The 21,114-nt window shown below is 63.9% G+C and carries 19 protein-coding genes; 12 read left to right on the top strand and 7 right to left on the bottom strand.

The window, feature by feature from the left end; translation table 11 throughout:
• Position 1: 1 nt before the first annotated feature.
• Both arsB and WDJ60_RS07235 read right to left on the bottom strand, forming a co-directional pair.
• Complete coding sequence (arsB, locus tag WDJ60_RS07240; RefSeq protein ID WP_340099585.1) at positions 2-1,162, bottom strand: ACR3 family arsenite efflux transporter; 1,161 nt, start codon at positions 1,160-1,162, stop codon at positions 2-4.
• Complete coding sequence (locus WDJ60_RS07235) at positions 1,155-1,553, bottom strand: ArsR/SmtB family transcription factor (RefSeq protein ID WP_340099583.1); 399 nt, start codon at positions 1,551-1,553, stop codon at positions 1,155-1,157. Before WDJ60_RS07235 ends, arsB begins: the two co-directional genes overlap by 8 nt.
• 300 nt (positions 1,554-1,853) lie before the next feature.
• Between WDJ60_RS07235 and WDJ60_RS07230 the strand changes: the two genes are divergently transcribed.
• Both WDJ60_RS07230 and WDJ60_RS07225 read left to right on the top strand, forming a co-directional pair.
• Entirely contained in the window at positions 1,854-4,007 is a 2,154-nt protein-coding gene (locus WDJ60_RS07230) for a M61 metallopeptidase family protein (RefSeq protein WP_340099580.1), read from the top strand.
• A gap of 43 nt (positions 4,008-4,050) precedes the next feature.
• A complete protein-coding gene (locus tag WDJ60_RS07225; RefSeq protein ID WP_340099579.1) occupies positions 4,051-6,168 on the top strand; it encodes a M61 metallopeptidase family protein in 2,118 nt (705 codons plus the stop codon).
• Here WDJ60_RS07225 and thiD read toward each other — a convergent pair.
• Positions 6,139-7,500, bottom strand: coding sequence for a bifunctional hydroxymethylpyrimidine kinase/phosphomethylpyrimidine kinase (gene thiD, locus WDJ60_RS07220; RefSeq protein ID WP_340099576.1), 1,362 nt, complete (start codon positions 7,498-7,500; stop codon positions 6,139-6,141). The genes WDJ60_RS07225 and thiD overlap by 30 nt on opposite strands.
• Positions 7,501-7,731: 231 nt before the next feature.
• Between thiD and WDJ60_RS07215 the strand changes: the two genes are divergently transcribed.
• The 5 genes from WDJ60_RS07215 to WDJ60_RS07195 all read left to right on the top strand — a co-directional run bounded on the left by WDJ60_RS07215 (position 7,732) and on the right by WDJ60_RS07195 (position 13,115).
• On the top strand, positions 7,732-7,869 hold the full coding sequence (locus WDJ60_RS07215) for a DUF7331 family protein (RefSeq protein ID WP_340099574.1): 138 nt from the start codon (positions 7,732-7,734) through the stop codon (positions 7,867-7,869).
• A gap of 101 nt (positions 7,870-7,970) precedes the next feature.
• Positions 7,971-8,897: an ABC transporter ATP-binding protein gene (locus WDJ60_RS07210; protein WP_340099571.1), complete on the top strand. Its 927-nt coding sequence runs from the start codon at positions 7,971-7,973 to the stop codon at positions 8,895-8,897.
• On the top strand, positions 8,894-9,739 hold the full coding sequence (locus WDJ60_RS07205) for an ABC transporter permease subunit (RefSeq protein WP_340099569.1): 846 nt from the start codon (positions 8,894-8,896) through the stop codon (positions 9,737-9,739). The genes WDJ60_RS07210 and WDJ60_RS07205 overlap by 4 nt, the downstream gene beginning before the upstream one ends.
• 45 nt (positions 9,740-9,784) lie before the next feature.
• Complete coding sequence (mutS, locus tag WDJ60_RS07200) at positions 9,785-12,427, top strand: DNA mismatch repair protein MutS (RefSeq protein WP_340099566.1); 2,643 nt, start codon at positions 9,785-9,787, stop codon at positions 12,425-12,427.
• 37 nt (positions 12,428-12,464) lie between these two features.
• Positions 12,465-13,115, top strand: coding sequence for a hypothetical protein (locus WDJ60_RS07195; RefSeq protein WP_340099563.1), 651 nt, complete (start codon positions 12,465-12,467; stop codon positions 13,113-13,115).
• Between the two features lie 10 nt (positions 13,116-13,125).
• On the opposite strand, the gene nucS is transcribed toward WDJ60_RS07195, so the two are convergent.
• Positions 13,126-13,872, bottom strand: coding sequence for an endonuclease NucS (gene nucS, locus WDJ60_RS07190; protein WP_340099929.1), 747 nt, complete (start codon positions 13,870-13,872; stop codon positions 13,126-13,128).
• Positions 13,873-14,027: 155 nt separating this feature from the next.
• The gene (locus WDJ60_RS07185) at positions 14,028-14,570 is read right to left on the bottom strand and encodes a hypothetical protein (protein WP_340099561.1); all 543 of its coding nucleotides are present in this window, start codon (positions 14,568-14,570) and stop codon (positions 14,028-14,030) included.
• Positions 14,571-14,708: 138 nt separating this feature from the next.
• On the opposite strand from WDJ60_RS07185, the gene WDJ60_RS07180 reads away from it, so the two are divergent.
• The 3 genes from WDJ60_RS07180 (at position 14,709) to WDJ60_RS18900 (ending at position 17,717) form a co-directional block, all read left to right on the top strand.
• Complete coding sequence (locus tag WDJ60_RS07180; RefSeq protein WP_340099559.1) at positions 14,709-16,802, top strand: restriction endonuclease; 2,094 nt, start codon at positions 14,709-14,711, stop codon at positions 16,800-16,802.
• A gap of 63 nt (positions 16,803-16,865) precedes the next feature.
• On the top strand, positions 16,866-17,444 hold the full coding sequence (locus WDJ60_RS07175; protein ID WP_340099557.1) for a DUF7090 family protein: 579 nt from the start codon (positions 16,866-16,868) through the stop codon (positions 17,442-17,444).
• A 114-nt stretch (positions 17,445-17,558) separates the two neighbouring features.
• Complete coding sequence (locus WDJ60_RS18900) at positions 17,559-17,717, top strand: DUF7563 family protein (RefSeq protein ID WP_436900536.1); 159 nt, start codon at positions 17,559-17,561, stop codon at positions 17,715-17,717.
• Positions 17,718-17,765: 48 nt separating this feature from the next.
• Here the strand turns inward: WDJ60_RS18900 and glmM are convergent, their stop codons facing one another.
• Positions 17,766-19,070 carry a phosphoglucosamine mutase gene (gene glmM, locus WDJ60_RS07170; protein WP_340099554.1) on the bottom strand — a complete coding sequence of 435 codons (1,305 nt, stop codon included), beginning with the start codon at positions 19,068-19,070 and terminating at the stop codon, positions 17,766-17,768.
• A gap of 169 nt (positions 19,071-19,239) precedes the next feature.
• Between glmM and rpiA the strand changes: the two genes are divergently transcribed.
• Positions 19,240-19,920 (top strand): ribose-5-phosphate isomerase RpiA, encoded by a 681-nt coding sequence (rpiA, locus tag WDJ60_RS07165; protein ID WP_340099551.1) that lies wholly within the window; start codon positions 19,240-19,242, stop codon positions 19,918-19,920.
• Positions 19,921-20,042: 122 nt separating this feature from the next.
• Here the strand turns inward: rpiA and WDJ60_RS07160 are convergent, their stop codons facing one another.
• The gene (locus WDJ60_RS07160; RefSeq protein WP_302082779.1) at positions 20,043-20,210 is read right to left on the bottom strand and encodes a DUF1931 domain-containing protein; all 168 of its coding nucleotides are present in this window, start codon (positions 20,208-20,210) and stop codon (positions 20,043-20,045) included.
• Positions 20,211-20,340: 130 nt separating this feature from the next.
• Between WDJ60_RS07160 and larB the strand changes: the two genes are divergently transcribed.
• Positions 20,341-21,108: a nickel pincer cofactor biosynthesis protein LarB gene (gene larB, locus WDJ60_RS07155; protein WP_340099544.1), complete on the top strand. Its 768-nt coding sequence runs from the start codon at positions 20,341-20,343 to the stop codon at positions 21,106-21,108.
• Positions 21,109-21,114: the final 6 nt, after the last annotated feature.

The raw sequence follows: 21,114 nt of genomic DNA, 5'->3' as shown, positions 1-21,114 counted from the left end.
CTTAATCGTCGTCAGTCGCGGGGTCGGTCGTCGTGTCGAGACTGCCAGTCGTTGCGCCGCTCCAGTCGAACTTCCGCTGGAAGTACAGCGCGACGTTAACCAGTGCCAGCAGGACGGGCACTTCGATGAGCGGGCCGACGACGGTCGTGAAGGCGACGCCGGAGCCGACGCCGAAGACCGCGACGGCGACGGCGATTGCCAGTTCGAAGTTGTTCGAGGCGGCGGTGAAGCCGATTGCTGTCGTCGTCGAGTAGTCGGCACCGATGCCCTTGCCCATCCCGAAGCTCACCAGGAACATCACGACGAAGTAGATGGTCAGCGGGACAGCGATGAGCAACACGTCGGCGGGCGCGGCGACGATGTTCTCGCCCTGCGTCGCGAACATCACGATAACGGTAAAGAGGAGGGCAACGAGCGTCAGCGGGTCGATTTTCGGGACGAACTGCTCGTCGTACCAGGTTTCGCTCTTGGCGCGGGTCCCGACGTAGCGAGTCAGGAAACCGCCGGCGAACGGAATCCCGAGGAAGATGACGATGGCTTCGAACACCTGCATCGGCGTGATATCGAACGTGGTGATGCCGGCGACGAGCGACTCCATGCCGAGCAACGGCGGGAGAAAGAGCGCGAAGAACCAGACGTACACGCCGTAGGTGATAATCTGAAAGAGGCTGTTGAACGCGACCAGCCCCGTGACGTATTCGGTCGAGCCCTCCGCGAGTTCGTTCCAGACCAGGACCATCGCGATACAGCGGGCCATCCCGATGAAGATGAGTCCGAGGAAGTACTCCGGTCGAGCCGGCAGGCCGGGAACGAGCCCGCTGAAGAAGATGACCGCCAGACTGAACATCAGCGTCGGTCCGATGAGCCAGTTCTGTATCAGGCTCAGTCCGAGCACGCGCCAGTTGCTGAACACCGTCCGGAGCTGCGAGTAGTCGGCTTTCGCAAGCGGCGGGTACATCATCAGAATCAGTCCGATTTCGACGAGGTGGAGGTCCTGAATCGGAGCCGTCACGGACGGCGCGACGAAGCCGAGTCCGACGCCGACGGCCATCGCGCCGAAAATCCAGACGGTGAGATACTTGTCGAGAAAGTCCATCGAGCGCGGGTCCCCGCAACTCTCACACTCGCAGTCCGGGCCGTGCTCGTGTGCGACGTTACTCATCGCCGATGCCTCCGTCGAGGACAGTCACCAGCGCGACGGCGCGGTTGGTCGCGCGGTATTTTTTCCAGCGGCCGTCCTTGCGCCCCGAGACCAGCCCGGCTTCACTCAGGGTCGAGAGTGCGTGACTGATTGCGCTCTCGCTCACGTCGACGAGCGCGTCGAGTTCACAGACGCACAACTCACCCTTCGCGGCCACGAGTGAACGGACGAGCGTCAGGCGTGTCTCGTTTGCCAGTGCCGACAGTACGTCGAGTTCCGTCTCGACCCGGGACGGTCCGAGCGCCGCCTCCAGCGCCCCGAGTTCGTCGAGACGCCTGTCGACATCCTCGCTTCGACACTCCCCGAGTTCGTCTTCCAGATACCGTTCCAGACGCGCCGTCGATTGAGCCATTGTTCAACCGAATATGCTGCACACAATTATACGTTCTGGTGTACGAGCAGTCATAGAGTGATTTGACCCACCATAACCAATCATATAGATGAAAACAGAGAGTCCAATCGATTGAATATAGTTACAACTACGTAGGGTAGAAGACAGTGCCAGCAGAGACTCTTCAACCGACAACCGGACTCGGATGGTTCGTCCGTACACTTCAGTGTGGATTGTGCCCTCGTACTGGCTGGTATGGTACCAGATATCGAGAGGATACTGGCCTGAAGCCTTTTCTCACAGTAACAGTAACAGGGGGCAATGGGTCGAGGGACGGTTCGGCTGGGAGCACTACTCGTCGTCGCACTTTCGCTTTTGATCGTCGGTGTCGGTATCACAACAGCCGACGGCAGTGGGACGACGACAGCGGCAACGATGGTCGTCGCCGAGGGAAAACACCAACCGGACGCGACCGCTGAAGATGTGACAGTCGAGATCGAGACAGCCGAGGATACGACGGCTGCCAACACCAGCGGCGCAGTCGCCGCCACGCCAGCCAAGACCGACACTATCAGTGTCGAACAGGAGTATCGGTTGACGCCTGACCAGCCAGGCCGAGTCGACATCCAGTGGGCGTTCACGATTCCGGACAGCGTAAACGAGATCAGTACCCAACTCCCCAGCGACGCGACGAATCCGCGCCGGAATGGATTCAGGAAAACCGACGACGGCTACGTCTGGCAGCGGTCTGCACAGTCGACCCGAACGCCGACGCTGACGTACACGACAGCGGTCAACCAGACTGACAGTGACGTAAGCGGTCCCATCGGAGCCGATGGGCGCTACCTGTTCGTCGACGCCGGCGATTGGGCGCTCATCGAACGGGAACCAGGGCCGAGGTTTTCGTTCCGGGGCCGCGGTGACGAACCGGCCGTCGAGTGGACCAACACCACCGCCGGCGAGGGCGTCATCGGCCAGTCGATGGTCTACCTCGGTCCGTACGAAGAGTATACGCGCTCGGCACACGACCAGCGATTTCGACTCATTGTCCCCGAGGCGGCGACGCTCACGCCAGATCGAGATGACGTATTCGATACCGTCGTTGACGCCGCCGGGAGTCTCCGCGTGGGAGCCCGCGACCGACAGGTGCTGATGTTCGCCGCACCGGAGACGATACCCTGGGGGGTTCGCGGACTCCAGAGCGGTGACCGCAACTTCTACGCCGTGGCCGACGAACCCGTCGACGACCCGAACAACGTCTGGATTCACGAGTACGTCCACACCAGACAGAGCTTCCAGACGACGAACGAGACCAGATGGGTCACCGAGGCCAGCGCCGAGTACTACGCCGGACTGTTGACGCTCGAACAGGGCCGCATCGAGTTCGACGACTTTCGGAAGTACCTCTCGCGTGGCAACTACCGGCGGTTCTCGACCGTCGTCCTCTCGGACCCGACGACGTGGACGGGAACCGGGGCCAACTACTACACTGGTGCGCTCGTCACGGCCGAACTTGACCGGCAGCTCCGACTCACGACGAATCGAAGCAAGACGTTTCAGGGTGTCTTCCGACGGTTCAATCGGCAATCGACGGCCGTCAGTCAATCCGGTTTCCTCGACGACGTAACCGCAGTCGGTGGAACCAGTCTCCGACGTTCGGCACAGCAGTACACTGACACCTCGGAAAAGCCATCGCTGTGGTCACAGGAGACGCACCAGGCTGCATTCGAACCGCTCCCGGCGTGGTTCACCTACGCGCTACCGCTGTCCGGGGGCGACGACCTCCGGGTCCGTGGCCCCTACCGTAATCGGACGCTTGGCTCCGAGCCACTGGTCACCAGCGAGACACTCGTCGCCGACATCAACGTCACCAACGTCGGCGGCACCGAAGGAACCTACAACCAGTCCGTGACGCTGGACGAGGAGACGATTGCGACGCTCACGGGAACGCTCCGCGGTGGCACGAGCACGACCAGAACCGTCGCGCAAGTCTTCGATACTGCCGGAAGCTTCCGGCTCGCGACAGGAGAGCAAAGTAACACGATTACCGTCCGCGAACCAGCGACAGCGGCGGTGACGGAACTGACTGCCAACCGGACGCAGGTAACCGGTAGCGGCGCAGTTCGACTGACCGCCACCGTCGAGAACAGCGCAGACAGACCAGCGAGAGCGAATCTGACGATACGGCAGAACGGAACGGCGGTTCTCGACAGACAGGTTCGCCTCGATACCGGCGAGTCGAGACGGATTTCGACGACGGTGTCGGTGGCGCCAGAGCAGCGGTACCTGTTCACAGCCGCCAACCAGTCCGTCTCGGTGCTGGTAACCTCAGCGACGGCGTCGCCACCGGCGACGGGAACGACAACGGCGGGCGCGGCTGAGACAGTCGGGACGAGCGGTAACGGGTTCGGTATCGTCTCGCTCGTCGCCGCGCTTGTGGTCATCGTCCTGGGCCGTGTGTATCGGAAGCGCTGACACAACCCAGCAATTATCCGGGAGACAGCGGAAGGGACAGCCGATGAACCGACAGGACGGTGTGACAGTCTGTCTGGTCGTCGCGCTCGTGGTGGCGCTCGCGAGTGCGAGCGGGGCCGCCGTCGCGGGCGACAGTCCCAGCGAACGGGAACTCCAGACCGCTCCAGTGCTCGACATGGGGCAATCGAGCAACGAGTCGGACAGTGCTGGGCAGTCAGCACTCGCAACGGGACCGCAGACACAGACGAGCGACAACACCATCCATATCGACCAGAAATACCGGCTCACGCCGGGTGAACCCGGACAGGTGGAGGTACGGTGGACGGTCGATATCCCGGAGAGCGTCCCCGAACTCAGCGTGACGAATCCACCACCGGTTGCAGAGACGGTCGACGAGACTGGCTTCGAGCGAATCGACGGGACGCTACACTGGCAGGAAGACGACCAGTCGACGCGAGCGCCGTCGGTGACCTTCACCCAGTCAGTCAACGAGACGACCGACGACGGTCGTTTGAAATACGCCGACACCGGCGACTGGGCGCTCATCAAGCGCCCACCACAGGCGAACATCGAGTACAGTTACTACGAAGACCCGGGACAACCGACGGTCACCCGGACGAACAGGACCGCCGGAGAGGGCGTCAGCAGCAACGCGATGGTGTATCTCGGCCCCTACGAGATGACAAACGAGAGCGCCCACGGCCAGCAGTTTCGGCTGATCGTCCCCGAAGCGGCAGCGCTCACTGAGGAGCCGAGAGATATCTTCGACTCGGTCGCGGCCGCCTCGGACGCGTTGCGCGTCGGTGACCGCGACGAGACGGTGACGATGTTCGCCGCACCCACCTCCGTCTCGTGGGGTGTGCGCGGACTCCAGCGCGGTGACGACGCCTTCTACACCGTCGCCAATCGGAGCGTCGACGCGCCCGATAACACCTGGGTCCACGAGTACGTCCACACCAGACAGAACTTCGAGACGACGAACGCGACACAGTGGGTTATCGAGGCCAGCGCCGAGTACTACGGCGCGCAACTGACGCTCCAGCAGGGCCGTATCGACTTCGACGCGTTCGCGGCGTCTATCGGCGTCGGAGCCGACCGGCGCTTCGACGACGTGACGCTTGCCGCCCCCGACACCTGGCACGACGCTGCGAACTACAACAAGGGCGGGCTTGTCGCGGGCGATATCGACCGCCGTATCCGACTGGCGACTGACAGCGAAACATCACTTCAGCGCGTCTTCCAGCGGCTGAACGAGTACGATTCGAGGATTACTCAGCAACGGTTCGTCCAGAGCGTCGAGCGTGCCGGCGGAGCCAGCGTCGCCGACACAACCCGGCAGTTCACCGAGACGACCGACGGCCCCGAGATGTGGCCCCAGCACGCCCACGACGAGGCCTTCGGCGACCTGCCGGCACAGTTCACCGCCACGTTCCCGGCAGTCGGCAGTGACGGTTTACGCGCCCACGGACCGTTCCGTAACGGAACCATCACCGACGCTGGGCTGGTCACCAACGAGACGCTCGTCGCCGATATCGCGGTCGAAAACGTCGGCGGAGTGGCTGGCACCTACGACATCACCGTTACCCGCGACGGGACACCCGTCGCCAACCGCACTGGGACCGCAGACGCCGGCGAACGGGTTGTCGAGACGGTCGAGTTCCCGTTCGATGGCCCCGGCATCTACCGGCTGTCGACAGGCTCGGACAGTCTCGACGTTCGCGTCTCCGAACCAGCAACGCCGACGGTCACAGACGTATCCGCTAACCGGACGACTGTTGAGGAGAGCGGCGTCGTCAGCGTAACCGCAACTGTCGGAAACGGCGACGACATACCGGCGACAGGTGTCGTCTCACTCCAGCAGAACGGCGAGACACTCCTCGAACGCCAAGTTAGCCTCGCTCGCGGCGACAGCACTGAAATGACGACGACCGTACGGCTCACTGAACTGGGGTCGACGACCTTCAGCGCTGGCGACCAGTCGGTCGACGTGACCGTCGAAGAAGCGGGTGGACCGCCGCCCGACGGCGCTGGCGAGACTGCAGACGAGTCCGACGACGACACCGTTGATGAAACGGCAGGCGGAAGCGGCCCCGGCTTCGGACTGGTCGGGACGCTCCTCGCGCTCGCGGCGCTACTCCTCGTCGGTCACCGCGTCGAGTAGTGTCACCGTCCGGTCGGCGAGCGTCGCCGTGTCGGGAGCCAGCAGGACGACGGTCGGCTCCCATCCGACGCCAGCACGGCCGGCCACGGCAACCGGTGACTCGTCACGTTCTGCAAACGCCTCTGTTGCCGCCCACTCGACGGTTTGTCCGGCGGCCTCCTCTGGTCGGTTCGACGGGTCGTACTCGGCGACAGGACCGTCGAGGGCGTCGAGTGCCCGCTCGATATCATCGTCGAACCGGCAGTTGACCGCAAACCGCAGGTCCGAATCGTACTCTCTGGCAGCGAGCAGGAAGCGCGCGACGTTCGTCGACGCACCGAATCGGACGCCACGGTTCGCTGCCACGCCGTCGAGCGTGCGCGTGACCCGGCCCTCGACAGCGGCACACTCGGTGGGAACCTCCGCGTACGGTGTCGCACCGACGACGTTCAGGCCGACTTCGGGAACGAGCGGAGACACGTCGCGCCGGACGAGTTGCTCGACGACCTCAGCGACGCGCTCGGCGGTCGGGTCCCGTTCTGCCTGGTCGCGGACGGCCACCATATGATGAACTGTGCCGGGCCCCTCGCCCACGTCGAGGTTGTATCGCACCGCTCGCGCGAGGAGGTCGATGCCCGTCCGAACAGCCACAGAAAGGTCGTCACCGTGTGCCAACCGGGTTGCAATCGCCGAAGAGAGCGTACAGCCGGAGCCGTGAGTCGCCTCGGTGTCGACGCGGGTGTGACGCACCGTCTCAATGCTGTCCCCGGTGGCGAGTACGTCGACGATATCGTCACCGGGGACGTGTCCACCCTTGACGAGTGCCGCGTCGGCACCCATCTCTACCAGAGCTTCGGCGGCCTGCTGTGCGCGTGCGCTGTCGGTCGCTTCGATTCCGGTCAGTACCTCCGCCTCGTCGGCGTTTGGCGTCACCAGCGTCGATTCGGCAACGAGGTCCTCGTAGGCAGCTTCGGCCGCCGGTTCGAGCAGTCGGTCTCCGGAAGTGGCGACCATCACCGGGTCGACGACAGCAGGCGCGTCGCTGTCCCGGACCGCGTCAGTGACGAGTTCGACGACATCGCTCGTCGCGAGCATCCCTGTTTTGATAGCAGCCACATCGAAGTCGGAGCGGACGGCCATACACTGTGCTTCGATCTCCTCGGTCGGAAGAACGTGCGTGCTCTCGACGCCGGTCGTATTCTGTGCGGTGACACTCGTAACGGCACTCGTACCGAAGGCGCCGCCTGCCTCGATAGTCTTGAGGTCAGCCTGGATACCGGCACCGCCACCGGAGTCACTACCGGCAATCGTCAGCACGACCGGTGGCGTCACGGGCGCGGCGTTTCGGGTCATATCACTCGCTATCAGTGGCTCATACAAAGAGGTAATGACCCAGTCCACCGGTTGGAAATGTGGGCTATATCCCCAACAACACCTACAAAATATTCAGAATTAGGCAGGAAGATAGATATTATTCCCGGAGAAAGTAAGAGGATCGTTCACAGAATGTGCACAGACTCGAAACATTTATTCACTTTACAGCCACTATCTTACTGTAACGGGCTGACGCGGCCCAGGAGCACAATGAAATCAGAGACCGACACGGACGAGAAGGAGACGTACGGAGCCATCGAGACGGAAGACGGCGATCTGGTCATCTACGACCGAAACGAGGAGACGGCATGGCTCCAGTCTGACCACACAGTCGACGTGAGCGCGTAGGGTCGGTCACACCCGCTGTTTTTGTTGCTACATTGAGGCGATATTGATGCCAGTACTGTTATATTTGGGGCGTGCGAGCACTCTGGTGCACGGTCCCCGATATGACAGCTATCAAAACGAATAACCTCACGAAACGGTTCGGCCGCGACCTCTACGCCGTCGACGGACTCGACCTCACAGTTCAAGAGGGCGAAGTCTTCGGCTTTCTCGGCCCGAACGGCGCCGGGAAGTCGACGACAATCAACATGTTGCTCGATTTCATCCGGCCGACCAGCGGTAGTGCACAGATACTGGGCCACGATGCCCAGGCAGAGACTACGACGATACGCCAGCAAATCGGCGTTCTCCCGGAGGGGTACGACCTCTATCCCCGGCTGAGTGGACGCAGCCACATCGAGATGGCAATCGAGCTAAAAGAGGCCAGCGACGACCCCGACGCGATCATCGACCGGGTCGGGCTGGACCGCGACGACGCCGACCGGAAAGCCGGTGACTACTCGCAGGGGATGCGCCAGCGCCTGGCGCTCGGGATGGCCATCGCCGGTGACCCCGAGTTGCTCATCCTCGACGAACCGACGAACGGACTCGACCCCAACGGTGCACGCGAGATGCGGGAAATCGTCGAAGAACACGCCGACCGTGGTGCGACAGTGTTCTTCTCGAGCCACATCCTCGAACAGGTGCAGGCCGTCTGTGACCGCGTCGGTATCCTCGCAGAGGGCAAACTCGTCGCCGTCGACACCATCGACGGCCTCCGCGACGAGGTCGGCACCGGGTCGACACTCACCCTCACTGTCGACACCGTCCCATCGGTCGACCTCTCGGACGTACCCGGCGTCTCGACTGTCACAACACGGGACACCGTCATCGAAGCAGCCATCACTGACCCGAACGCGAAGATATCGTTCATCGACCGGGTCCGTGAAGGCGGTGCGACTATCCAAGACATCGAAACGTCAGAAGCCTCGCTGGAGGAGCTGTTCGCGACGTACACGAACGGCGGCAAACAGACGGAGGTCCCGGCATGAACCGGACGCTCACCGTCGCCAAATACGACTTCGAGAACTCCCGGCGCTCGTTCATGCTGTGGGGCGTCGTCGGCCTCTTTCTGGCACTGGTGCTGTTGCTTACCGTCGTGCCGGGGTTGCTGGACAACGACATTCCCGGTGAGTTCGTAGTGACGATTATCACCCCTGTTGCGGGTATTTTCGTGCCACTGACTGCCGTTATCGCGTCGTATCTCTCCATCGCGGGCGAGCGCGAATCGGGACAGTTGAATATCCTGCTCAGCCTCCCGCCGTCGCGGCGCGACATCGTCCTGGGGAAGTTCCTCGGACGGACGGCTGTCGTCCTCGGCGCGATTGTCATCGCCTTCGTCGTGGCGCTGGTGCCGAGTCTGCTGCTGTACGACGGGTTCCCAGCCGGGTCCTTCCTGCTAACGATGGGCCTGACTGCACTCCTCGGGCTGGCCTTCGTCGGTATCGCCGTCGGGATCTCGTCGATGTCGACGACGCGAACGCGGGCGATGGCTCCCGCTGTCGGTGTCGTTATCCTGTTTGCGACCGGCCTCTGGGGCGGACTGATTACTGCGTTGAACTTTATCGCCGACGCCGGACTCGATGTCTCGCTGAGCGAGAGCGTACAGAACCTGTTGCGATTCATCTCTCCGTCACAGGCGTACAGTCGGCTGTTCAACAGGCTCGTTCAGCCACGCCTCACGGAGTCGGTTGGCGGGTCAGCAACGGTACCAGACATCAGTGGCCAGCCCTTCTACGTTCAGGACTGGTTCGTCTTCCTGTTGCTCGCCGCGTGGGTCGTCGTCCCCGTCGTACTCGGCTATCTCCGATTCAACGGTGCGGACCTCGAGTGACCCGCAACTGAAAGCTATTTCCCGCCGGCACTCTGCCGGACATCCATGGACGCGGCACTGGGTCCACCCACGAAGATGGCCGAACGGCGCGAGGAGCTCACGCCGATGATGGCCCAGTACTTCGAACTCTGCGAGCAGTACGACGAGGCGCTCGTGCTCTTCCAGGTCGGCGATTTCTACGAGGCGTTCTGTGAGGCCGCCGAGCAGGTTGCACGACTCTGTGAGATTACGCTCACCAAACGCGAGGATTCGACCGGTCAGTACGCCATGGCTGGCGTCCCAATCGACAACGCCGAATCCTACATCGAACGCCTGCTGGATGCCGGCTATCGCGTTGCCGTCGCCGACCAGGTACAGGACCCCGCGGAGACGACCGGCGTCGTCGACCGCGCCGTCACGCGCATCGTTACGCCCGGGACCCTCACCGAAGATGAACTCCTCGAGAGTGCCGACAACAACTACGTCGCGGCAATCGCCAGCGGCGACGAACACGCGCTCGCCGTACTGGACGTATCGACCGGTGATTTCTACGCCACCAGCGACCGCGACCAGTCGACCGTCGCCGACGAACTGAGTCGCTTCGACCCCGCCGAAGCCATCGTCGGCCCCGGAACTGACCCCGCAGTCCTCCCGGACGCCTGTGTCATCAGTCCGTTCGACGAGAGCGTCTTCGAGCTGAATTCCGCCCGAGAAACGCTCACCGAGTACTTCGGCGCGCCCGAGCGGCTGCTGGCCAGTGACGACGAGATTCGGGCCTGCGGCGGACTGCTGGCCTACGCAGAGTACGCACGGAGCGGCGAGAACGAGCGGCTCGACTACCTGAACCATCTCACGCGGTACGACCCCCGCGAGTACATGCTGCTGGACGCCGTCGCCCTCGACAGTCTCGAACTGTTCGAGCGCCGCGCTGTCCACGGTCGCGAGGGCGTGACACTCGCAGATATCGTCGACGACACCGCGAGCGCGCTCGGGCGGCGGCAGCTAACCGACTGGTTACGCCGGCCACTCGTCGAGCGCGACCGCATCGCCGCCCGTCACGACGCTGTCGGCGAACTCCGCGGCGCAGTCCAGACCCGCGAGCGACTCCACGAGCGACTGCGAGACGTGTACGATATCGAGCGACTCATTTCCCGCATCGCGCGCGGCCGAGCGAACGCCCGCGACCTCCGGTCGCTGAAGGAGACACTCGACGTGGTGCCCGACCTCCGGGAGGAGTTAGCCGACGCCGACTGCGGGAAACTCCAGTCGCTTTTCGAGCGACTCGACCCGCTCGCAGACGTTCGCTCGCTGATTGGCGACGCTATCAAATCCGACCCCGCCCGCGAGATTACGGAGGGCGACATCGTCCAGCCGTCCTACGACGAGACGCTGGCGAATCTCCGGGAAACCGAACGCGACGGGAAAGCGTGGATAGACGACCTGGAAGCCAGCGAGCGCGAGCGGACCGGCATCGACTCGCTGAAGGTCGGCCACAACTCCGTCCACGGCTACTACATCGAAGTCACCGATGCCAACCTCGATAGCGTGCCAGATGACTACGAGCGCCGGCAGACGCTCAAGAACGCCGAGCGCTACTATACGCCGGCGCTGAAGGAGCGCGAAGACGAGATTCTCAGCGCAGAGAGTCGCGCCGACGAGCTCGAGTACGAGATCTTCACCGACGTACGTGCGGTAGTCGGAGAGGAGTCCGAGCGTGTACAGACGCTTGCAGACGCACTTGCCGAACTCGATGTACTCGTCTCGTTTGCGACGGTGGCCGCCGAGTACGGCTACACCCGGCCGGTCGTCATCGGTGAGAGCGACGACGGCCCCGACATCGACGGTATTCACATCGAAGACGGCCGCCACCCTGTCGTCGAGCGAACCGAGGAGTCGTTCGTTCCAAACGATACTCACCTCGACGCCACAGAGCGATTCGCGGTCATCACCGGGCCCAACATGAGCGGGAAGTCGACCTACATGCGCCAGGTGGCACTGATTGCGATTCTCGCACAGGCTGGCAGTTTCGTGCCTGCGAGCGAGGCCCGCCTCGACCTGGTTGACCGGGTGTTCACCCGTGTCGGCGCAAGCGACGATATTGCGGGCGGTCGCTCGACGTTCATGGTCGAGATGACCGAGCTCGCGGACATCCTCGACCACGCGACCGAGCGGTCGCTCGTCCTGCTCGACGAAGTCGGGCGAGGGACCAGCACCGCCGACGGCCTCGCCATCGCTCGGGCAGTCACCGAACACATCCACGACGAAATGGGTGCGCTAACGCTGTTTGCGACCCACCACCACGACCTGACGGCCGTCGCCGACGACCTCGCCGGTGTGTTCAATCTGCACTTCCGGACCCACCACGAGGACGGGGCAGTGGTCTTCGACCACGCCGTCGAGCGTGGGGCCGCAGCAGCGTCCTACGGCGTCGAAGTCGCCTCGACCGCAGGGGTTCCTGAGAGTGTCGTCGACCGAGCGCGTGAACTGCTCGACGAAGACAACGCACAGCCAGGAGGAAACAGTCAGCGGACGAACGGGCACGAGGCGGATACGTCGGTGACTGTCGACGCCGTCGATACCGGACAGGAGGAGACTGAAGGCCTGCCGGCGAGCGTCCGTGAAACGCTCGCGGACGCTGACGTGGCGACGATGACGCCACTGGAGGCGCTGAACACGCTGGCCGAACTCAAGCGCTCGGTCGACGAGTAGAGGGAGACTTTTTGTCCCCGACCGAGACGCACCGACAATGGCAGACTGGCGGCGGTACACAGGGACGAAGGTACGACAGGCCGGCTGGACGCTGCTCCTCGGCCTCCTCGCCGTCCCCGTACAGCTCACAGGGATACTGCCGACAGTGGTCATCGTGGGCGCAGCAGGCATCTGCTGGGTGGCGGGACTGGTCGTGCTCGGTCTCGGCGAGCGACGCCACTGGTCGGCGCTGGTCGAGGATTCCGCGTTCGACCCCGGCCCGAGCGGCCACACCGCCGATCTCCAGCAAATCGTTCGTGGGCAGTCCGTCACAGTAACGACGGACGTGACTGGCCTCCTGGCCCCCGAGCACACGCAGGTCAGCGCGGCCGTCGAGGGTGTCGATACCTCTTTTACCGTTCGCATCGTCGACAGCGAGCTGACCGACAAGAACGGAGTGAGGACTGGTGATGACGCGCTCGACGACCGCTTTGTCATCACTGGCGCGGAGGGAAACGTGGCCGCGCTACTGACAGAGACGATCAGGGATTCGCTGTTAACCGTCGAGGTGCCGGGCGCGTACACGATTCGGCCCGATCGAGTCGTGTACGAGATTCCATTTACGCGCCTGACAGCCAAGGAACTAGACGCGGCAGGAGATGCAGTTGCGATACTCGCGGCGCAACTGGAAGCAGTCGGTCAGCAGTAAGCGGTTCCAGTTACTCCCCCGAAAGCGAGGGCTCTGCTGCCGGCTCGAGCGAGACGAATTCGAGTCCACGCTCGGCCAGTAATCGCCGGGCGCGGTCTGTCACGGACGGGGCAACGAGAATACCCCGCACGTCCGTCTCGGCGTGGAGATCCCGCTCCAGGGCATCGACATAGCGAGTGAGCTGGCCGACAGCGTCAGGCCCGACCCGCCGTCGTTTGAGTTCGACGACCACGGCATTGCCGTCGCTGTCCTCTCCGTAGATGTCGACAGCACCAGCGGGAGTTTCGCGCTCTGTCACCCGGGGTTCGAATCCAGTCTCGACGAGTGCTGGCTCCTCGAGAATGCGGTCTTTGAGGTCGGCCTCAGTTCCGACGAGGTCGAGATCACTGGGGTCAGTACCGGCGAAGGCGCCTGCGTGGTCGAGCGACTCGAACCGGACGACGAGCAGTTCCTCGGGGGTCGAACGCTCGCTCCGAAGAACGAGCTGGCCGTCGTCGTCGATACGTACGTCGTGAGTACAGCCGGGCGGTTGCCAGTTGACCGGTTGCTGTCCTTCGTCGGTGTGGACCAGCGTCGTCCCGTCGGGTTTGAGAACGACCAGTCTGTCGCCCGGACCGAGTGTGCTGGCCGCGCGACCGTCGTAGTCGACGGTACAGCGGCCGAACAGGGTCACGACGGCGTCAGTTTCGATACCGTCAGTGACCAGTGCCTGGGCCTGGGCGGGGTCGGGCTGCTGGACCGTCTGTAGACCGTCTATCACGCCACAGCGTAGACTGGCTGGATACTAAAACGCCACTACTGTAGGTGGTGTCGGTAGTAGCGAACAGGTGGCACAGCTGCGAGCGGAACGCTCATCGCGTTCGCGGCGTGTCGTGCCACACGATCGCGAAACACGCCGCGACGGTTGTCAGGTCACGGGCCGTCTGGTCTCGTGTTCGTTGATAAAGGCTCGGCCGTTCCCGGGAACGGGAGGAGGTAGCGTTCCCGACCAGAGAGGTGGGCGACAGCGGCCACGAGAATCAGTGGTACAACGGAGAGTGAGAGAGACCTGTCTGTCACTTCGTCAGCGAGACTCCCTTTCAGCGAACGGAACCAGTGGCGAAGCGCTCGGGCGTCGGCCAACGACTCGATGGCGACGAGCGCGCCGACAGTCGGACGGGCAGTTGTCGACGCGAGCGGTAATCCGAACCACAGCGGCAGGAAGGGAGTTGTCTCTCCACTGGAGACACGATAGAGGAGTTCAGTCGACAGCACGTCCAGCGTGGCGACGACGGATAGAAAGTCCGGCCGGTCCCGCTGTGCCTTCCAGGTGAGAGTGGGCAACACAGACGGTGGTATCCCAGCACAGACAGCAGCCAGCATTTGGTCGGTACCGCCCCAGCGCGAGGTTGCAACGGCGTAGCTACCGTCAGCCCGTTCGCTGGCAAGGAGGGCACGCTCAGCCACGATACTCACGGACCAGAAGTGGTCTCGGTATCATTGGACCGAGGTGGCCGCGGATTCGGATATAAAAAGTCGGACAGGTGGGTTGCGAGATGGCCGAAGTCTTTAGGTCGACTGGGGAGAGACTGACGTGCAAGCCGGCGAGGGGCCATGGACCGAATACGGGATCTGACAGACACAGACGGCAGGGCCGACGAGCTGGTAACCAGCACGTCGGGCGGTCTGTTCGACACGCAGTATCTGAGCGAGGACCCGCCAGAAACGCATCTGAAGCCCTACGAACAGCCACAGTACGCCCTTCGTAACAAGAAATCAGGAGTCAGCGTCGGGAACACGGGTAGTGACCGGACGCAACGGCCAGATGGCGACCATCAGGCACTCGCCGTCGTAACCGACTGTCGCGTTCTCTATCTCGTTGGGCGCGCCAGCGGCGACCATTTCGAATCCGTCAGGCACGACGAGATCGTTGAAGCCCGCGCCGAAAAAAGCGGGTTCATGAAGAGCGTGCTGCTCGTCGAAACTGTTGACGCCGACCAGTTTCGGTTCGCCTGCCGAGGAGACGTCTCGGCGGTGGCCGCGTTCGTCGACGACGCGGCACAGACCTGGGCCAACGCCAGCCGCCTCATCGACGAGGCCAGCGATCAACTCGAAGCGAGTCGGGAGTCTCTCGAGGCGGAGGCGTTCACCGAGGCGCGCGGCGTACTGGCGGACGTCTCGCAGAACGTGTCGACCGCACGCCAGCGGGTCTCGTCGGTCGGCAACGGGGCAGCCAAAGCACTCGAATCGCGGGCGAGCGGCCTTATCGATCGGCTCCGGCAACTGGAACAGGAGATTGCCGCGAGGAAAGGAGCGCACCATCACGCCGCCGCACAGAACGCCTGGAAGGCCGACCACGACTTCGAGCAGGCCGCCGAGGAGTACGAACGAGGCGCCGCCGAGTACGAGCGAGCGCTGGAGGCAGAGGGGGCGATTCCGTCCGACGAAGCCCTGCAATTGCGGCTAAAGGGACTTCTCAAAGAGCGGGAAGTGCTACGAGTCGCGCCGATGGCCGACGCGAAGGCCGCCCGCGAGGTCGCAATGGCGACCGACGACCCCGACGAAGCTGCCGCCGAGTGGGAGACGGCGCTGACCTGTTACCGGGAAGCAGTCACGCTCGACTGGGGGAAACGCGAGCGAGGGTTCGTCGTCGAACGCGACCGTGCCAGGGAGCGGGCAGGTGAGGCCACCACCGAAGCCATCGATGCACACATCGAGGCGGGCGAAGCGTGGGCCACGGCGGGCGACAAAATCGTCAGAAACGGTCGCGAGCGGGCGGCCAGACAGGCCTACGAGCGGGCCAAAGACCACTTTCAGCGGGCGGGAGAGATCGCCAGAGAACTTGCACCGGAGCGGACCGGCGATATCGCGGATCTGCTGGATGGACTCGAAAAACGGCAGCGCGGCGAAGTGACTCCGTCGACTGACGCCGGCGAGACGACGCTATCAGTCGCAGCAATCACTGACCAACTCGCCGACAGCGACCAGCACGACCAACTCGACACCCCTGACGGTCGTAACTCGACACCGGACGAGGACGGTGAATCGGCAGAGGCGGGCGAGAATCGACCGAGCGACCGCATCGACGAGTCGGTCGACCGCACGCCGACAGTTCAGCGGCACACGAAACCGGATGACGGCGGATCGACCGAACGGAGCCAGAGGGAAAAGCGAGCCGCGCTGGACAGCACGGACTCGATTACCGAGCGTGAGACGGTTGTCGAACCAGACGCCGAATCCGACCGAGACACAGCGGCCACCAGCGGAGAGCCGTCACGGTCAGTCTCGGACGAACCACAGACCGACGTGGGACGGGCACTCAGAGAGCTGGACGAACCATCGCTGACAGAACTGGTCGCAGACCTCTGGGAAGAGAACGGCTGGTCGACGACTGTCTTTTCCGCGACGACGGAGACGGTGTACGACATCGTCGCCCTACGCGAGGGTGACAGTGACAGCGAAGACGAGCGTCTCCTGCTGTGGACCGTCCATCGACCCGACAACGGCGCAGTTGGTGCGACGGTGGTCAGGCGCTGTGCGACGACGCGGGACAGTAGTCGTGGGGCCGACCGAGCGACGCTGGTCACGACAGGCACGGTCACTAGCGGAGCCCACTCCAGCGCCGACAAACTGGGCGTGACCGTCGTCGACAGTGAGGAACTGGCGAGCAGACTTGCCGCGGCAGGATTTACCGACCGACTGGTGTAACGACAGCGCTCGATGGAGTAGTGACCCGTATTCTTAAGACAGTCCGACCGCTTTCCCGGGCATATGGAGTATTCGCTGGCCATCGAGAACGCGCCGGAAACAGTCTCCGGCGGGACCAGTATCCTGCTCGTCCACCCGAGTACGGCCGAAACCGACCGCGTCGACACTGACTTCCTGAAAACCGACACCGACCACCTGCTGGTCGTCTCCACCCGGACGACCGCCCGGGAAGTCAAACAGAAACTCGAACACTACGAGGTCGACGAACAGCGAGCGACGATCCTCGATACGCTTTCCGTCGAGCGGGGATACAGCCGCCGAAAGAGCGACAGTGTCCGCTACGTCTCCTCACCGGACGACCTGGAGGGAATCGTCGACCAGGTCCGGCGATTCCTCACAGAGACCGACGGGAAACGCCGCGTCAGCGTCGACTCTATCACCGAGATGATTTATTACGCCGACGAAGAGCAAGCCCGGGAGGCAATTCAGGAGATACAGAGCCTACTCGCCGACCACGACGCTGTCGGTCTCTTCCACCTCGCCGCCGAAGTCCACGAAGAGTCTGTCGTCGATGATTTCCGTTCCCTGTTTGACGGCATCGTCGAACTCGACGAGGACGGGACACTGACGGCCACGTTCTAGACCGGTCCGGGATTTCATGTGTGGGATTCTCTGCCACGAAACTGCCGAATCCAAAGTGAGGGTTAATACCATAGCACCAATCCTTAAGAAGGAAGACCCCCATCCTTTGCGTGTATGCCGGAATGCCAGAACTGCGGTGCATTTGTGACGGCTGATTACGCGCGTGTGTTCACACCGAACGGGATAGACAAGCCGCGGGTGTGTCCACAGTGCGAGGACAAGATTCGGGATGGGGCGGATGTTCGCCAGGCGCGGTCGACCAGACGCGGATAACGAATTTTCCCACGTCCGTCGCCCGCCGTTATGCGGTGTGTCGCCCGCTCACCGGGCTGATTCGAGCAACTCCCGTGCTTCTCCGAAGAGTTCTTCGGCGCGCTCTTCATCGCGTGCCTCGGCCGTGATTCGGACCAATGGTTGGGTGCCGCTCGCCCGCAGTAGCACCCAGCCGTTGCCGCGGTCAACGCGAACGCCGTCCAGCGTCGACACGTCGTCGTACTGCTCGATAACTGTCGCACGGATTCGGTCCATCACCGCTGCCTTCTCGTCAACTTCGACGCTCGTCCGCCGAATCGGGTAGGTCTCGATGTCCGCGGCACGCTCGGCCAGCGGTCGCTCGGCGGCCAGCGCCGCTATCTTGCACGCCGCCAGCGGCCCGTCCGGACACAGCGTCTCCTCGGGCCAGATCCACGCGCCACTGGGTTCGCCGCCGAAGGCCACGTCCGACTCGCTGGCCGCCGCCGCGACGTACACGTCGCCGACCGGCGTTCGCGTCGTCTCGATATCCGCCTCGGCCAGATAGTCTGCAACGGCGAGACTCGTATCGACTGGGACCGCGACGCGCTCGCCCGCGCCCGCCGCGTCCCGTCCGAACAGTGCCAGCAGCACGTCGCCAGAGAGAAAGTCACCGTCGGCAGTCACCGCGCGCATCCGGTCGGCGTCGCCGTCGTGGGCGATACCGAGGTCGGCGTCGCTCTCGCCGACCAGCGTCGCCAGCGACCGGCAGTTTTCGGCTGTCGGCTCGCTCGGCCGGCCCGGGAACGACCCGTCGGGCTGAGCGTTCAGCGTCTCCACGTCACAGCCCAGCGCATCGAGCGCGTCGGCAGTCACCCCGCCCGCTCCGTTGCCCACGTCGACGACAACCGAGAGCGACCGGTCGAGTTCGAGGTCTGCGATCAGCGTGTCGCGGTGGCGCTCGGTCGCGTCGACGGCCGTCCGGTCGCCCAGCTGATTCCAGTCGACGAGCGCGGCGGCGTCCTCACGGACGCGCTCGCTGATTCGCTCGCGCAGTGCTGCGTCGTAGGCCTGTCCGCTCGGTTGCCAGAGTTTGATACCGTTGTCCTGTGGCGGGTTGTGTGAGGCGGTGATGGAGACGCCGGCATCGGCGTCCTCCCACGCGACGGCCCGACCGACGGTCGGCGTCGCCGCCAGCCCCAGGTCGACCACGTCGGTTCCCGACTCGCGGAGTCCAGCGGTGAGTGCGTCGGTCAGCAGACGCCCGCTCTCGCGCGGGTCGCGGCCGACGACGGCACGGTCGGTGTCGATGCCCAGTGCGCGGCCGACAGCGAGGGCGAGGTCTGCCGTCACCTCGTCGCCGACTGGCCCACGGATGCCGCTCGTTCCAAACATACCAGTGTGGGCGGGTGGCCACCCCAAAAAGTAGGCGGTCGCTTCCAGTGGTCACTCGCATGTCAGCCTCGACTCTTGTCGGCCGCAGCGACCGGACAAACCAACAGGACTGCACCGAATGGAGATACCCACCGGACGACTTTTGCGGTCGGGCCCGATGAGGTGAGATATGAAACGCGGTGGTTCCGAGGACGCGAAACGACGGGCCGGTGAGAGCGCGGCCGACGCCGTCGACGACGGGATGGTCGTCGGACTGGGCACCGGGTCGACGGCCGCCCACGCTATCCGTGCACTCGGTCGTGAAGTCGATGCCGGACTCGATATCGAGGGGATTCCCACGTCCTTCCAGTCCCGGGAACTCGCACACGACGCCGGAATCGAGCTCACCACGCTGGACGAGTCAACGCCCGACATCGCTATCGACGGGGCCGACCAGGTTGCAGACGGCCACCTTATCAAGGGCGGTGGGGCAGCACACGCCCGCGAGAAAATCGTCGACGCCGCCGCCGACCGCCTCCTCGTCGTGGTCGACGACGGAAAGTTCGCCGACGAACTCGACATCCCCGTTCCAGTCGAAATCCTCCCCGATGCGCGGCAGACAGTCGCCGACGCGGTTCGCGCGCAGGGCAGCGACCCCGAACTGCGCCGTGCCGAGCGCAAGGACGGTCCTGTCGTGACCGACAACGGAAATCTCGTCCTCGACTGTGACTTCGGACCCATCGCGAACCCCACCGAGCGGGCGGTTGCGCTCGCCGAACTCCCGGGTGTCGTCGAACACGGACTCTTCGTCGACCTCGCAGACGAGATTCACGTCGGGACGGACGAGCGCGTTCGCATCGAGGAGTTGTGAGCGAATCGCGACCTGGAGTACAGCGACCTCAGTGCTGTTACTCACGGGTAAAAACGGAAAGAAATGCTCCCGTGTCCGTCTCTCACGCGGAGAGACAGCGGGGACGCGAGCAGAGTCCGGCCTTACAGGTCGCGCGGCTGGACGGTCTTTCGGTCGTTTTCGTCTGCGCGTCGTGCGGCGTCTTCGAGCAGTTCCCCGACTTCCTCGTCGAGCGCGTCGTAGAAGTCCGAAGCGACGTTCATATCATCGAGCTCTTCCTTGACGGCTGCTTTGACAATTAGGTCTGCCATACACCGCGTGATTTCCAGATGGGGATTTATAAGCTTTCCCGTTTCAGACCGCTCATACCGGTACTGACGGGGGTTTGAGCCAGTCGAATGGGACCGACACTTAAGAGTGGGGGGCCAACCAGTAGCCGGTATGCGCGATATCCTCGATGCTGTCGCCGCAGGCAATCTCAGCCCCGAGACTGCTGAAGCGAAGCTGAGCGGCTACGCGACCAGCGAGGCCGGGCGCTACGACGCCGCTCGCGAGACGCGCAGCGGCGTCCCCGAAGCGGTTCTCGCCGACGGCAAAACGCTAGACGAAGTGGCAACGCTCGTCGCCACGAGTCTCGAAACGACCGGTCGCGCCATCGCGACCCGTCTCACCGACGAGCAGGTACTGGCGACGCGCCGCCGACTCGACGACGAGTTTCCCGCAGCGAGCATCCGACTCTACGACCGCGCGGGCGTCCTCGTCGCGCACGGCCCCGACTTCGAACAACCCGACCTCGATGCGAGTGTCTGCATCGTCACCGCCGGGACCTCCGACGCCGTGCCGGCAGGAGAGGCCGCGGCCGTCGCCCGGGAGATGGGCGCGACTGTCGAACGCATCAGCGACGTGGGCGTGGCCGCGCTGACGCGCCTGACCGACCGGCTCGACGAGTTGCGTGCACACGACGTGCTCGTCGTCGCCGCCGGTCGCGAGGGCGCACTCCCGACGGTCACGGCCGGCCTCGTTGACGTGCCCATCATCGGACTCCCGGTCTCGACGGGCTACGGCCACGCTGGCGAGGGCGAGGCCGCGCTCTCGGGCATGCTCCAGTCATGTACCGCACTCTCTGTCGTCAACGTCGACGCAGGCTTTACCGCCGGCGCACAGGCCGGTCTCATCGCTCGCCGCGTGGACGCTGCACGAACCGAATGACGAGTA

This window comes from Salinibaculum salinum (assembly GCF_037645885.1).
Lineage (GTDB): Archaea > Halobacteriota > Halobacteria > Halobacteriales > Haloarculaceae > Salinibaculum > Salinibaculum salinum.
Note: the sequence above shows the minus strand (reverse complement) of the source record. Positions and strands in the feature narration are given on the sequence as shown.